Raw genomic sequence first — 14,518 nt, 5'->3', positions numbered from 1 at the left:
GCTGTTCGCCGATTAAAGCGGCACGCGAGCTGGGTTCAGAACGTCGTGAGACAGTTTGGTCTCTATCCTCTGCGCTCGTTGGAATGTTGAGGAGTCCTGCCCATAGTACGAGAGGACCTGGGTGGACGAACCTCTGGTATGCCAGTTATCCTGCCAAGGGTACGGCTGGTTGGCTACGTTCGGATGGGATAACCGCTGAAAGCATCTAAGCGGGAAGCCTTCTCCAAGATAAGCATTCCCTCACGCCCCTCGGGGCGTGGATAGTCCCCATGGAGAACACGTGGTTGATAGGCCGGATGTGGAAGCCCTGCGAGGGGTGGAGCTGACCGGTACTAACGGACGAGTACGACACTTAATCCTTCGGGATGGATCCAGTCGATCATCCCGGACGACACGGAGCACATTCGTTCACTGCGATCGACCAGACGGGATCACATCGCGTCCGCTAGCCGGTTCCCGAACCGCCACCAAGCATGCCGCGGTTGCGGCGTGTTCAGAATTATTCTTGCGGTGGTCATGGCCCAGGGGAGACGCCCGGCATCCATTCCGAACCCGGAAGCTAAGACCTGGCACGGCGATGGTACTGCACCCGGCAGGGTGTGGGAGAGTAGCACACCACCGCACACACTACGTCATGGAGGTCCGACGGCAACAGCCGCCGGACCTCCTCTTATTCTCCCTGATTCTCACCCAACAATGATCGAATGTACCACGGTCGAAAACGCATGATTGCATATGATTACGTCATACACTGACAACTATGGCACAAACATTACAGACATCTGATATCGATCTGTTGATCGGCGGGTACGGATCCTTGCAGGGATCGCATGGCAGGGGAATCGAGCTGTGCACAGCGCACATCACCGACGATGGCGTAGCCTCTCTGCACCATCAGCGTCTACTATCCGATGTTCCGTCGCCATCATGGCTGGAACGGTATCGTGTGGGCGGCACCGTCGACATGGTCTACGCGGTATTGGAAAATAGCCGAGGACTGGCGGCACTACGTATTGACGATGACCATGATTCGTGCCGTCTGACTCTGGTCTCACATGTGGCGGTACCAGGAGACGGACCCACACATGTGGCCGTCGCCACTGACGATCAGGGGAACGCCCATGCGATCACCGCAAACTATGTGAGCGGATCGATCAGCGTATTTCCCATCAATACCGATGGCAGTCTCGGCGATGTATCACAGACGTTGCCGGGCGATCCCGATGAAGGGCATGGTCCATTGCCAGCGCAGGAAGGACCACACGCCCACTGGATCCTGCCGTTGCCGGACGGCCGCGTGCTGTCCACGGATCTTGGCGCCGATCGCATCTATGTTCATCGCTGGATGAACGGCGAACTGGTGCGTACCGGCATGGTGCGTCTGGCACCGGGCACCGGACCGCGGGATATGCATCTGCTGCCGGTTGCATCCGAGTCAAATCATTTCGACGAATGGCGTGTGGCCGTCGTCAACGAATGGGGACGCACGGTCACGGTGCTGGATGCCAATGATCTACGTATTCTACAGACGATCGATCTTGACGCGGAACCGGCCGATCAGGCGGCATCGCTCGCCTTCATTCCGAGTGCCAATGGATATGAGGGCATGGCCTACGTTGGATTGCGTGGATCCGATCGCATCGTCGCATTGGCATGGGACGGGCGGACGCTGACCCGCCGGGAAAGCGTATCCAGCGGCGAGGGGCGTCCCCGCCATTTGTGCGCAATCGGACGATACCTGATCGCTGCGAATGAGACCCAGGATCATCTGACGATGTTTCATTCGGACAAAACCGGCCATCTGACTGTCGTGGAGGATCTGCCGATCGGCTCGCCCACGGTGATCCTGCCGTTGCAGTAAGGACAAGCGACTACCGCAGGACTCTTTCCGAGTGATCTGAGCCGCTCATGGTCCGGACGCTGAGTATGGTATGGAACGGCAGTTTACGCATGATCGGTGTGAGGATATATCCGTATGCGGCAGGATACGAATCGGAAGACGACGTCTGAAATCACGGACTCCGGAACCACGGCAACCAATACGGCGACGGTACACACGAACGACGGAACCAACGGCAAGGCCACTGCCGGCACAGTCACTGACTGGAAGCGAATCGGATGGCTGACGGCGGCCGTAATCGTGCTCGGCGCGGTAATCGGCGTGGGCGCAGGACTATTGACGTTGCTGCTGTACGGTGTGGAGCATGTGATGCTCGGATACATCGAAGGCTCGTCCATGCCCGGTCCGTTCATTGTGCCGGGCTGGCGTCGCGCGGTATCGGTCACGGTCGGATTGTCGATCGCCGCGGTGATCTGGTATCTGCTACGCACCAAAACCACTACAGTGCCGTCGGTCAAGAAGGCCGTCGATGGTGAACGCATGCCGTGGTGGCAGACGCTGCTGCATGTGGTGCTGCAGATCTTCATCGTCGGATCGGGCGCGTCGATCGGGCGTGAGGTGGCTCCGCGCGAACTCGGCGCCATGCTCGCCCAACGATTCTGCGATATCTTCCATCTGCAGGATCTTGACCGACGGCTGGTGGTCGCGGTGGCCGCAGGTGCGGGTCTCGGAGGCGTCTACGATGCGCCGCTTGCCGGCATGTTCTTCGCCGTGGAGATTCTGCTGGCCGACATCACCGTGGAGAACGTGGCGTTCGGATTGGGGTCGTCGGCAGTGGCGGCGTTTGTGGCCACGCTGATCAAGGGACATCACACGTTCTATGACATCACCGCCATGCAGCCGGGAGAGACGCCTACGCTCATGCTGTTCGCACTGCTGTGCGGCGCGGTGTGCGGTGTGGCGGGTGCACTGTTCCGTAAGGGGTCGCAGTGGGCCGAGTCGCATAAGCCAACCGGCAAGGCGCTGATGTGGCAGATGCCGTTGGCCGGTGTGATCACCGGTGCGGTGGCATTGTGGGTGCCGCAGGTGATGGGCAATGGTAGAGCCGACGCGCAGTTGGGATTCAGCACGTTCATCGGCAACGATTCCGGCGCCGTGCTGTCCACGTCCTCGGCCGGCGCGTCCCCGTGGAATCTGCTTGGATTCGACATGAGCATCGGCGGTGACCTGCGGCAGTATTTCTGGCCGATGCTTGGGCTGTTGGCGGTGTCGTTCGCGGCCAAGGCGATCGTCACGTTGCTGACGATCCGCTCCGGCGCATCCGGTGGTGTGCTGCAGCCGGGAATCGCCTTAGGCACCACGATGGGCGCCATGCTGGCGTTGCCATGGCTGCTGGTCTGTCCGATCGATTCGGTGACCGCCTGCGCGCTGATCGGCGCGGCTGCGTTGCTGTCGGCGTCGCAGCAGGCACCACTGATGGCTATGTGCCTGGTCATGGAGCTCACCGAAGCGCCGATTACGTTCTTCGTGCCGGTCGGGATGGCCGTCGCCGTTTCCGCGTTCACTTCCCACTGGCTACTTGAACGGTGGTCGAACACGAGGCGAGGGCAGCGTCAGTAACCGCTGTCGATATACATCCAGCCGCGTTCGGCGTCGTACGAGTCAGGATCATAGACGTAGGTGTCCATCCATCCGGATTGCCGACTCGTACCCATACTCATGGTGTTGCCGGCGCCGCTGCACTGAAAATCGGTCTGGAATATGACTACACGATCCGCGCCGTACTGATCGATCGCCATCGATATGGAGGAACTGGAACCGGGGTGGTCGACGGTCATCTGATGTTCGGACGCGAGATACTGATCGGACCATGCCTCGTCATAGGTGATCTTGTAGATCACGCAACCGTGCCAATTCGTCCATTTGCGATCCAGCATCACGCCGATCGCATCGTCGATCTGACGATGAGTGAACTTGTCGCCGGTCTTGATCACATACTGCGTATGGCTGATGTCAACAGGCCGGTTCGGCAGCCAGATCCAAAAATATGACATCACGGCCAGTCCGATCGCGCACAGTGCGGCGACAACGCCCTTCCAATGCCATGCGATCCACGAACGATCCGGACGGTCTCCGGGATCGCGACGGTCGAACCATGGCCTGCGTCCTGAGCCGGGCTGGGTTTCGGGCCGTTTGCTGTCGTTCTGCATAAGTCCGATTTTAAGCAACGAATTTGCGGCTCATCGTTCCACGGGTTTACTGCCGTGTCGGGTCCTTCTGCAACGTGAGGAATACCAGCGCGACGACCAGCAGGATCGCGATGGACAGCACGCCGAGCGACGCGTTACCGGTCAGCGTCGTGGTCGTCGCCACCAGGAACGTGCCGAGAATACTCGCCGTCTTGCCGAAGATATCGTACAGTCCGTAGTATTCGTTGGCATGTTCCTTGGGAATGATCTTGCCGTAGTACGAGCGTGACAGCGCCTGAATGCCGCCTTGGAACATGCCGACGAGGATCGCGAGGATCCAGAATTCGAGGGCTTCCTTCAGGAAGAACGTGGCGAAGAACACGATGCCCATGTAGGCCACGACGGCGACCATGATCATCGGCTTGCAGCCGAAACGGCCCGCCAGACGGCCGTAGATGATCGCGCACGGGAACGCGACGAACTGCGTGACCAGCAGTGCGATTACCAGCTGCGTCGAATCGATGCCGAGCTGGGTGCCGTACGACGTGCTCATCGAGATCACCGTGTTCACGGCGTCGATGTAGAAGAAGAACGCGACCATGAACATCCACAGCGACTTGTTCTGCACGAGCTTGCCCAGCGTGCCGGCGAGTTCGGTGAACGTGCCGCGCACGGCCTCACGCGTATGCTCGCGCGTGGCACGGTAGTGCTCCTGACGGTAGCTGGTCAGCAGCGGGATCGTGAACGCCACCCACCAGACGGCGGTGATCACGAATGATGCGCGCGTGCACGCCGTCGTCGACCAGCCGAACAGGGCCGGACCGCCGAAGATCAGCGCAATGCAGACGATGAACGGGACCGTGGACCCCACATATCCCCAGCCGTATCCGTGGGATGAGACCTTGTCCATGCGGTCGTTGCTCGTCGTGTCGATCAGCATGGAATCGTAGAACGTGAGCGAACCGTTCAAACCGATCGTGGCGAGCACGTAGATAATGAGGAACGGCAGCCAGGTGAGCGGAAGCGCCATAGCGCAGCACATCACTACGCCCGTGCCGAAGAATCCAAGGAAGAACTTGATCTTCATGCCCTGCACGTCGGCGATCGAACCGAGCAGCGGCATGAGCAGTGCGATCACCAGCGAGGCGATCGTCTGCGCGTATCCCCATGCCGACACGATGTTGCCGTCGGCGGGCATCAGCGACTTCGCGTAGATCGGGATCACGGCGGTGCTCAGCAGCACGAATGCGGAATTGCCGACGTCGTAGACGATCCACTTCTTTTCACGCGAGGTGAGCTTGCCATTGGGCGGTACGGGGAATTCGCCGTTGCCGAGCGCCTGAGGGGCGTCCTGCCCCTTGACTGCGGTGGCATGATCGGCGTTGTCCGGGAAGATGGGTGAAGAGGCACTCGCGTTGGCGGTGGGTCCGGTCATGGTGTGATCCTCTCTTTCGCTGTCGCGACTGCGGAACTGCCATGCCGCACGGGCTGTGCGATAACCAACCTTCATGGTAAGGGCCGTTTCGGTGGCCAATACCACGAAGAACATGAACGCACGATGAATTGATGGGCGACGCGGCGTGCAAGTGCTACGGTGGGAGAAAGGTGGTTCTTAGTCGTAGGGAGGGGGTGGCGATGAGCGACCCACGCTATCCGCAAACTCAGCCGTCGCAGCAATCCGCGCCGCAGCGGTTTGTGCCGCAACAGCCTGTACCGCAGCAATCCGCACCTGTGCCGCAGCAGCCTGTGCCACAGCAGGCCCAGACCGCGCCGTCGTATCAATCGCCGTCAGCCATGCCGGTCTCCGCGGCATGGCCGCCGAACAGATTCGGTACACCCAACGGGTTCGGTACACCCAACGGGTCGCCCATGCCGGGCGTACCTATCCTCAACGGACTCGTGTACTATCCGGAAGTGAATCTGCGTACGGCCCGCAAGGCGTTCTCCCGCGTGGGATGGACGCTACTCGTCTGGATGCTCGCCAACGAAATCCTCGCCATGGTGATGAAATCCGTAGGGGATTCCGCATTGCACGCGATCAATCCGTCCGCGGGATCGATCGACAGCATGGAATGGCTGTCATTGCTGTTGTCGGACGTCGTCCAGTATGGGTTCGCATTGCCACTGTGCCTGATCGTTGCGTTCACCGTTCCCAAATATCCGCCACAGCCACGCACTCCCGACCCCGGCGCGAGTTTCGGTGTCAAGGACTGGCTGATGGTTCTGGTCATGGGTTATCCGATCATGTTCGTCGGCGGACTGTTCGGATCATGGTCGGCGGATCTGCTGTCGGGCGGCAAGTTCAACAATATTCTGGACTCGGTGACCTCCAGCACCGGTCCCGCCGATATCGCGGCGCAGTTCCTTACGTTCGTGGTGCTTGCGCCGCTTGCCGAGGAGTTCGTATTCCGCCGGTGCATCATCGACAGCATTCGCATCTACGGGGAGAAGGTCGCCGTATTGTCGTCGGCGCTGCTGTTCGGACTGATGCACTCCAACCTGTACCAGTTCTTCTACACGTTCGGCTGGGGCCTGCTGTGGGCCTACGTGTATGTACGTACCGGACGATTGCGGTACACGATCGCATTGCACGCCACGGTGAACTTCTTCGGTGGCGTGGTGGCGCCCTTGCTGTCCGACAACGTCACCGACAAGGCCATGGATGATCTGACGTCCGGTGATGTGCAGCGCATGTCGCACGCCTTCGCTCAGAGCGGGCCCGCGTTGGTGGGATATCTGGTGTACATAGCGTGCGTCCTGATACTGGTCGTCGTGGGCACGGTGTTCATCGCCAATGCCATCCGTCGCAGGATCGCGTACTTCCAGCAGTCGCCACGGGAACTGGCTCCACGCAATCGGGTGAGTGTGGCGCTTGGCAATCCGGGAATCATCGTGTTCGGCGCACTGACGCTTTTCGCGACGATCGTCGCGCCGCTGATGATGCGGCTTGGCTAGAGCGGTGGAAAGCGGTCGTCGTGCGGTTGCGCGACTGATGGCGTGTTGACGCCTAGGGCGTCCGGTTTGTGGACAGCACTTCGGTCGGCACACAATATCCACGGTATGATACCCGTCATACTTGCAATATCTCGTATTTCGCTGTAAGATCGTGAAGTTGTGTGTTCAGGCCGGGTTGCTTCCCGACGGGGACACGGGAAAGACTTGAACAAGCAGTAAGTTAGAGGAGTCAAACATGGCAGCTCGTTGTGCAGTCTGCGGCAAGGGCCCGCAGGTCGGTTACACCGTTTCTCACTCGCATATCCGTAACAAGCGTCGCTTCCTGCCGAACCTGCAGTCGGTTCGCACCACCGTCGAAGGCGAGAACGTTCGCCTGCGCGTGTGCACCTCCTGCCTGAAGGCCGGCAAGGTCCAGCGCGCCGCCTGATTTGCGGTACGCATAGTAGCGTAAGGCTCCGGAAGCGATTCCGGAGCCTTTTTTGTTTGGCTGTGTTTGTGTGAGGCTTATAGGCCAAAATGTGTGTCTGGTGGTCTGGTTGTGATACATGCCACATGCCGTATTGTGAAGCGCTGGCGTATATGATCCTCGATCATCGCTAGCGTAACCGGGGTGGTGCCTATCGGACACACGCGTACGCCGAACAAGCACCGGGGGAGAAGCTCCCGTGCTCATACGACGCATGTGTATGGCCAATGAGTACGTAGGATGAGACACGATGCTCATTGGACGCACGCATGCGACAAACAAGTATCGGGGAAGATGTTCCGTGCTCATCGGACGCACGCGTATGTCGAACAAGCACCGGATGGTTATGGGTATAGGCCTTCATGCCAAAATAGACACACTTTTTGGTCTATAACCCCTGGATTGCCGCGATCGGACCACCGTATTGCAGCGGTTGTGATCGGTCGTCGATACGAATGGGTACAAATAGGGCGTATGACTATCGCTTTGGACTCCGCAGTATCGTCGTTGATGACGAACAGACGGCGTGTCGGAGCGTTGAAATCACTGGGCGTGATCACCGTGCGCGACGCACTCGCCTACTATCCGTTCCGCGTGTCCGATCCCGTGCCGGTGACACCGGTCCGGCGCATTACCGTTGGCGTGAAGGCCGCGTTCGTAGCCACCGTACGACAGACTCGCGTGGTGCCGATGAACGGACGATCCGGCGGACGTGTGGAATCGATACTTGACGACGCCGACTTCTCCTACGAATACGGCAGCGCGCCCGGAACCGTACGCCTGACGTTCTTCTCGCATAATCGTGGATACGGCGACTGGATGGCCTCACGTCTGAGCCCCGGCTCGGTGATCGTGGTGTCGGGCGATCCGAGCGTATTCAACAACAATCTGCAGTTCACCCATCCGGACGTGGTGGTGGTACGGACGCCCGACGGCATGCCCGCGGAGATCGATTCCGTGGAGGCCGCGCTGACCAAGGTATCCCGCCCACAGCCGGTGTATCATGCGAGTTCGCGCATATCGTCCGACCATATTCATGAGACGATTCTTGGATTCATGAGGTTGCTGGCCGAGGACCCTACGGTCGTCGGAACCGTTGCCGGCGGCGCGGGCGACGGCGGTGTGGGCGACGGCGGCACGAATGCCAACAACATGAATGCCAACAATACGAACACGATCGCTGGCGGTACGACAAACGGTACGACAAACGGCGGCGATGAGACCACGGCGCCGCCGATCATGCCCGCCACACTGGCCCACGCCATTCCCGACGTGCTCCCCGAAAACGTACGCGAGCGCAACCGACTGATGCATCGGGCCGAGGCATTCTGCGCCATTCATAATCCCGATTCCGTCAAACAGTTCCATGATGGCATTCGAACACTGCGATTCGAGGAGGCGTTCGTCTCGCAGACCGCACTGCTCAAGGCGCGGCGGCAGAGCGACGGCATCGAGGCGTACGCGTGCGAGGAGCCGCACGATCCCGACGATTCGTTCAAACAGCGGTTCATCGCCTCGCTGCCGTTCTCATTGACCAACGGTCAGCAGCAGGTGATCGACGATATCGCCGCCGACATGGCCAAACCGTCGCCGATGCAGCGACTGTTGCAGGGCGAGGTCGGCTCCGGCAAGACCGTGGTGGCCGTGGCTGCGATGCTGCAGGCCGTGGATGCCGGACACCAGGCGGTGTTGGTCGCCCCCACACAGGTGTTGGCCGAACAGCATTACGACAGCATCGGCCGCATGGTCGGCAAGCAGGGCATTCCGGTGCTGCTGCTTACGGGTGGCATGAAGCTGGCGCAACGCCGTCGCGTGCTGGCGAAGGCCGCAAGCGGCGACCCGTGCATTGTAGTGGCGACGCATGCCGCATTCTCCAAGAACTTCCAGGCACCGAATCTGGCGCTCGCCGTGATCGACGAACAGCACCGGTTCGGCGTGGAACAGCGTGAGACATTGCGACGCAAGTCGGAGAAGGCGCCGCATCTGCTGGTCATGACGGCCACGCCCATTCCGCGCACCGCCGCCATGACATGGTTCGGCGATCTTGACATCTCGTGGCTGACGGAACTGCCCGGCGGGCGCAAGCCGATCCGCACGATCGTCGTACCCGAGTCCGACAGCCACACCATGGGCCGCATGTTCGCGCATATCCGAGCGCGTGTGGACGCGGGGGAGCGGGCGTACATCGTCTGTCCGCGTATTGATGAGGATGCGGATGCTGATGATGTCGGTTCCGATTCCGGTGAGATCGGTGGCGTTTCCGGCGGGGCTGCTGGCGTTGCGGCGAAATCCGGGACGAAACGATCCGGTGGCGACGGTGGTTCGCGCGGTTCGGGTTCGGGCTCGCGGGGTTCATCGTCATCGCGCAGCGCTCGCGGTTCCCGTAAATCCCGCGGTGAGGAATACGCCACGTATATCGAGAACCCGTTCGACGAACTGGCGGATGATGAGGAGGCTGTGGAGAAGCCGCCGCTGCATTCGGTGGAGGAGATCTCCCGTCGTCTGGTCGCGCTGCCGCAGTTCGCCGGCATCCGTATCGCCACGCTCACCGGTCGTCATGATGATGAGTCCAAGCGCGAGGTGATGGAGGGGTTCGCGTCGGGTGAGACTCCGGTGCTGGTGGCGACCACGGTGATCGAGGTCGGTGTTGACGTGCCGCAGGCCAGTTGCATCGTGATCTTCGATGCCGACCGTTTTGGCCTGTCGCAGTTGCACCAGTTGCGTGGTCGTGTGGGCCGAGGGGGTACGAATAGCTGGGCGTTCCTGATCTCGCGCGCCGAGCCGGATTCGATCGCGGCGCAACGGCTTGAGGTGATCCGCACATCCACCGATGGCGCTGAAATCGCCCAGGCCGATCTGGAATTGCGCGGTGCCGGTGATGTGCTGGGCGATGCACAGTCGGGTGGCCGGTCGTCGCTGAAACTGCTCCGCGTGGTCAAGGATGCGGATATGATCGGTGCGGCCCGCGAACAGACGCGCGAACTGTTGGAATCCGATCCGACGCTTGCCGGGGCCACGGAACTGGCCGGAGCCGTGCTCGATTTCACGCGCGGCAACGAGCAGTTCATCACCAGCACATAGCGCAAGCACATAGCGCAAGCACATAGCGCAAGCACATAGCGCAAGCACATAGCGCAAGCACATAGCGCGTAAGGACGCGAAACGATGCCCCCACATCGCGTCCGCGTTCCTGTCTCCCCCATCATCCCTTTCCTCCCCGTCCGCGCTCCCCTCCCCGTTACGTGGGCCGCGCTTGGTGTTACGTGGGCCGTGCACGGCCCGTGTCACGGCCCACGTAACAGGGAGTGCGATGAGGGTGTGAGGGGTGGTGTGCCGGGGTCGTATTGGCCGGGGGTGGGGGCGGTGGGCGTGCATACAATGAGATATATGCGTATTATTGCTGGACGATTCAAGGGTTTTGAGATCACCGCGCCGAAGACTGGCACCCGACCTACCACCGACCGCGCCAAGGAGGCGATTTTTTCGCATCTCATGTCGATCGGCGCACTCGACGATGCGCGAGTGCTCGATCTGTTCGCCGGTACGGGCGCGCTCGGCATCGAGGCGCTGTCCCGTGGCGCGAAATCACTGGTCGCGGTGGAATCGGCCGGTCCGGCGTCCGCGATGCTGGGTAAGTCGTTCGGCCGTCTCAGGCAGTCGCGTGCGTGGGAGCCGGACATGTCCGCCCGCGTGATCAAGGCGAAGGCGGAGAAGTTCGCCGCTGCCGGTGCCAATAATGAGCCGTTCGATCTGGTGTTCATCGATCCGCCGTATGCGTTCGGCACCGATGATTGCAATGCGCTGCTGCGTGATCTGACCACGAACGACATGGTGGACGAGCAGGGCGTGATCATGCTGGAACGATCCGTGCGCTCCGACGCCCCCACGGCCCCCGAGGGGTGGGAGATCACGCAGGAACGCACGTACGGCGAGACCGCGGTGTTTTACTTCGAAAGCGTGCTCGAGGAATCCGTCGACGAGATGGAGTGACGGAGCCGCATTGGGCCGAGTTCCGAGCCGCGCTCCGGGCCGCCGCCGGCGCTATTTACGCCGCGGATGATGCCCGGAGACCTCCCAGCCCAAGGCCATGAGCGTCTTGCGGTCGGCCTTGCTCAGCGCCTTGCAGTCGAGTTCCTCCACCAGATCGGGGCGGATGCGCGTGGTGCGTTCCATGGCCTCGTCGCGGCGGAACCGGTCCACCTTGCCGTGATCGCCGCTGGTGAGTACGGGATCCACGGCGATGCCACGCCATGTGGCCGGCTTGGTGAACTGGCGATGTTCGAGCAGCGGGTCTCCTGTGTACGATTCCTCGACGATCGATTCCGGATTGCCCATGAAACCGGGCACCAGACGCACGATCGCCTCGATCATGGCGGATACGGCCACCTCGCCGCCGTTGAGCACGTAGTCGCCGATCGAGTATTCGCGTACCTCCACGCCCTGTCGCGCATAGTATTCCGGTACACGTGCGTCGATGCCCTCGTAGCGCCCGCAACCGAACACCAGATGGTCGGCGCGGGACAGTTCGGTGGCGTCGGTCTGGGTGAACAGTGGTGCCGACGGGTTGGGGAAGATTAGGATCGGCTTGGGGGAGGTATCCACGGCATCTGTCGAATCGCCAGCGTCGATCAGACGGAAATCGCGGGACTGCACGGGCTGGTCGTCGTCGCCGAACGACACGGGCGCAAGACCCATGATGTCGTCGAGGCACTGCGCCCAGATTTCGGGTTTCATCACCATGCCGGCACCGCCGCCGACCGGGGTGTCGTCGACGGAATGATGCACGTCGTGCGTCCAGTCGCGCAGATTGTGGGCGGTGACGCTGAGCAGTCCCTTGTCTTGGGCCTTGCCGAGCAGACTGAGTTTGAGCACGTCGAAGTACTCGGGAAACACTGAAACGATGTCGATACGCATAATAGGCAAGCCTACCGTTTGCAGTCGAATTCCTTTCAACGTATCCGTGTCCATACGCATTCGCATCGTGTAGCATTCGTCGATTCGTGGACGCCAACACCGGGCGGTGATCCGTTGCCGGGGTTGCTGGTTGACGTGCCTGAGTCAGCTACGCTGCGGGTTTGCGCTGTCGCTGTGATCAACCCGCAGTGAAGGGAGGGCGTCACTGCGGGTCTGCACTGTCGCTGTGACGGACCCGCAGCGGTGACAGGTCTGTGTTGCGGGTTTGGCAATCGATTAGGATCAACCCGCAGTGAGCAGGACCCTGCGCTGCGGGTCCGTATCGTTGTCGTAGCGAAGCCGCAGTGGAGTGATGTTTCCGCTGCGGCTTGATATCGATGTTGTGACGGACCCGCAGATAAGCTAATCACCGCGGTTATGCTACTGCGGTTGCGCTCAGTTATGCAATGAATGCGGACCGTGCTGGAATACGCCACTGCAAGTACGTTCCGTTTTATTGGGGAGACGGAACGGGGAATGGCTTACGGTTCGATACGGAATACCGGAATACGTATAGAACGCAAGGACGCCGGTCGTCGGTTTCGATCCGGGAAAGAACCGAAACCGACGACCGGCGTCGTCGATGCTGTATGCGCTGATCAGCGATCCTGCAGCAGGCCGTTTGGGGGAGTGAGGACGAGATAGCCCTCCTCCAGATCCACTTCCGGCACGATCTCCTCCACGAAGGGGATCAACGACTCGGCACCGCTGGGTTCGGTGATCTGCAACAGATCCTGTGCCGGTCCGTCGATCACATCGGACACCTTGCCGGCCACGACGTATGCAGTGTCATCGGCATCGGCGGCGTTCCTCTCGGTCTCGTCATCGGCGGATTCGTAGATGCGAGCCTCGAGGCCGATGAGATCCTCCATGTAGAATCCGTCCTCATCATCGTCGGAATATACGGGTTCCACATACAGATCGGTGCCGTTCAACGCCTCTGACGCATTACGGTCGGTGACGTCCTTGAACAACACGATCCAGCGTTCCTTGAATTTACGCGACCGTGCGACCGTGAACTCACGGCCATCAGCGGTCAGCAGCACGGAACCGGGAGCGAAACGCTCCTCCGGTTCGTCGGTGAAGACGCGGACGTTGACTTCGCCCTTCAGTCCCTGAGCGCGCCCGATACGGCAAACCCTCAGCAGCTCACGCTGCTGAGGGTCGTTATGCTGTTCAGCCATCGCTCAGCGGACATCCATGATGTCGACCCGAACCTTATGATCGGACAGCGCCTGCACCACGGTGCGAATGGCGTTAGCGGTGCGACCGCCACGTCCGATGACGCGTCCGATATCCTCCGGGTTCACCCGCACGCGAAGCAGTTCGCCACGGTTGTTCTCGTGAGACTTCACGGAAACGTCGTCCGGGAAATCAACGATGTTCTTAATCAGGTGTTCGACGGCTTCGGCAAGCATGATTACTCAGCCTTCTCCTCGGCGGCTTCCTCAGCCGGAGCCTCGGCCTCTTCAGCGGCCTTGGCGGCTTCAGCTTCGGCCTCAGCCTTGGCCTTGGCAGCGGCTTCGGCCTTGGCGGCCTTCAGCTTCTGGGCCTCATCGGCGGCGGCGGCCACGCGGGCTTCGGCATCCGGGCCTTCCTCGGCCACCTTCAGCGTGCCCTCAGCACCCGGCAGACCCTTGAACTTCTGCCAGTCACCGGTGATGTTCAGCAGCTTGAAGACGGCTTCAGTGGGCTGGGCGCCAACGCCGAGCCAGTACTGAGCGCGGTCAGACTTGATCTGGATGAGCGAGGGCTGCTTGTTGGGATCGTAGGTACCGATCTCCTCAATGGTCTTGCCATCACGGGCCTTGCGGGAATCCATGATCACAATACGGTAGAAGGCGTAGTGCTTCTTGCCCAGGCGCTTCAGACGAATCTTGGTTGCCAAAATGGCTCTCCTTATGTATTTGGGGTGTGCATCATCGATTTCGTGTGGGGCACGGAAACCGCGATCCACGTGTTCCTCATAAGAGACGGAGTTAGAGGGCGCCACCTCTTATGAATAACCTGAATATTGTAACCACATCTCCCCGACAACTTACGGCGTGTCGCGAAGACGAAGACCATGTCGACGTGATATGAGCGATGTCGCCGCCAGACGTGCGGCCGGCGGCG

At 60.7% G+C, this 14,518-nt stretch carries 12 protein-coding genes and 2 rRNA genes; 8 read left to right on the top strand and 6 right to left on the bottom strand.

Features of this window, described 5'->3' with window-relative positions; genetic code table 11:
- From BTIS_RS00885 to BTIS_RS00870, 4 genes are all read left to right on the top strand, one after another.
- Window positions 1-356, top strand: a 23S ribosomal RNA gene (locus BTIS_RS00885); the annotation flags it as partial.
- A gap of 150 nt (window positions 357-506) precedes the next feature.
- A 5S ribosomal RNA gene (gene rrf / locus BTIS_RS00880) occupies window positions 507-624 on the top strand.
- A 136-nt stretch (window positions 625-760) separates the two neighbouring features.
- A complete protein-coding gene (locus BTIS_RS00875; RefSeq protein ID WP_094661764.1) occupies window positions 761-1,861 on the top strand; it encodes a lactonase family protein in 1,101 nt (366 codons plus the stop codon).
- A 114-nt stretch (window positions 1,862-1,975) separates the two neighbouring features.
- On the top strand, window positions 1,976-3,460 hold the full coding sequence (locus tag BTIS_RS00870) for a chloride channel protein (protein WP_094661763.1): 1,485 nt from the start codon (window positions 1,976-1,978) through the stop codon (window positions 3,458-3,460).
- On the opposite strand, the gene BTIS_RS00865 is transcribed toward BTIS_RS00870, so the two are convergent.
- On the bottom strand, window positions 3,454-4,050 hold the full coding sequence (locus BTIS_RS00865; protein ID WP_094661762.1) for a hypothetical protein: 597 nt from the start codon (window positions 4,048-4,050) through the stop codon (window positions 3,454-3,456). The two genes, BTIS_RS00870 and BTIS_RS00865, sit on opposite strands and share 7 nt — an antisense overlap.
- 46 nt (window positions 4,051-4,096) lie before the next feature.
- A complete protein-coding gene (locus tag BTIS_RS00860; RefSeq protein ID WP_094661784.1) occupies window positions 4,097-5,464 on the bottom strand; it encodes an MFS transporter in 1,368 nt (455 codons plus the stop codon).
- A 200-nt stretch (window positions 5,465-5,664) separates the two neighbouring features.
- On the opposite strand from BTIS_RS00860, the gene BTIS_RS00855 reads away from it, so the two are divergent.
- The 4 genes from BTIS_RS00855 (at window position 5,665) to rsmD (ending at window position 11,440) form a co-directional block, all read left to right on the top strand.
- The gene (locus BTIS_RS00855) at window positions 5,665-6,984 is read left to right on the top strand and encodes a CPBP family intramembrane glutamic endopeptidase (RefSeq protein ID WP_158216803.1); all 1,320 of its coding nucleotides are present in this window, start codon (window positions 5,665-5,667) and stop codon (window positions 6,982-6,984) included.
- Between the two features lie 235 nt (window positions 6,985-7,219).
- Complete coding sequence (gene rpmB, locus BTIS_RS00850; protein ID WP_093960881.1) at window positions 7,220-7,411, top strand: 50S ribosomal protein L28; 192 nt, start codon at window positions 7,220-7,222, stop codon at window positions 7,409-7,411.
- 513 nt (window positions 7,412-7,924) lie between these two features.
- Window positions 7,925-10,531: an ATP-dependent DNA helicase RecG gene (locus tag BTIS_RS00845; RefSeq protein WP_094661760.1), complete on the top strand. Its 2,607-nt coding sequence runs from the start codon at window positions 7,925-7,927 to the stop codon at window positions 10,529-10,531.
- A gap of 306 nt (window positions 10,532-10,837) precedes the next feature.
- Window positions 10,838-11,440, top strand: coding sequence for a 16S rRNA (guanine(966)-N(2))-methyltransferase RsmD (gene rsmD / locus BTIS_RS00840; RefSeq protein ID WP_094661759.1), 603 nt, complete (start codon window positions 10,838-10,840; stop codon window positions 11,438-11,440).
- Window positions 11,441-11,491: 51 nt separating this feature from the next.
- Here rsmD and trmD read toward each other — a convergent pair whose 3' ends face one another.
- From trmD to rpsP, 4 genes are all read right to left on the bottom strand, one after another.
- Complete coding sequence (gene trmD / locus BTIS_RS00835; protein WP_094661758.1) at window positions 11,492-12,364, bottom strand: tRNA (guanosine(37)-N1)-methyltransferase TrmD; 873 nt, start codon at window positions 12,362-12,364, stop codon at window positions 11,492-11,494.
- 638 nt (window positions 12,365-13,002) lie between these two features.
- On the bottom strand, window positions 13,003-13,587 hold the full coding sequence (gene rimM / locus BTIS_RS00830) for a ribosome maturation factor RimM (protein ID WP_094661757.1): 585 nt from the start codon (window positions 13,585-13,587) through the stop codon (window positions 13,003-13,005).
- A 3-nt stretch (window positions 13,588-13,590) separates the two neighbouring features.
- On the bottom strand, window positions 13,591-13,821 hold the full coding sequence (locus BTIS_RS00825; RefSeq protein ID WP_093960891.1) for an RNA-binding protein: 231 nt from the start codon (window positions 13,819-13,821) through the stop codon (window positions 13,591-13,593).
- 2 nt (window positions 13,822-13,823) lie between these two features.
- Window positions 13,824-14,291 carry a 30S ribosomal protein S16 gene (rpsP, locus tag BTIS_RS00820; RefSeq protein WP_094661756.1) on the bottom strand — a complete coding sequence of 156 codons (468 nt, stop codon included), beginning with the start codon at window positions 14,289-14,291 and terminating at the stop codon, window positions 13,824-13,826.
- Between the last annotated feature and the right edge of the window lie 227 nt (window positions 14,292-14,518).

The sequence above is a fragment of the Bifidobacterium tissieri genome (genome assembly GCF_002259645.1).
Taxonomy (GTDB): Bacteria; Actinomycetota; Actinomycetes; order Actinomycetales; family Bifidobacteriaceae; genus Galliscardovia; species Galliscardovia tissieri.
This window is presented reverse-complemented; position numbering and strand designations above follow the sequence as displayed.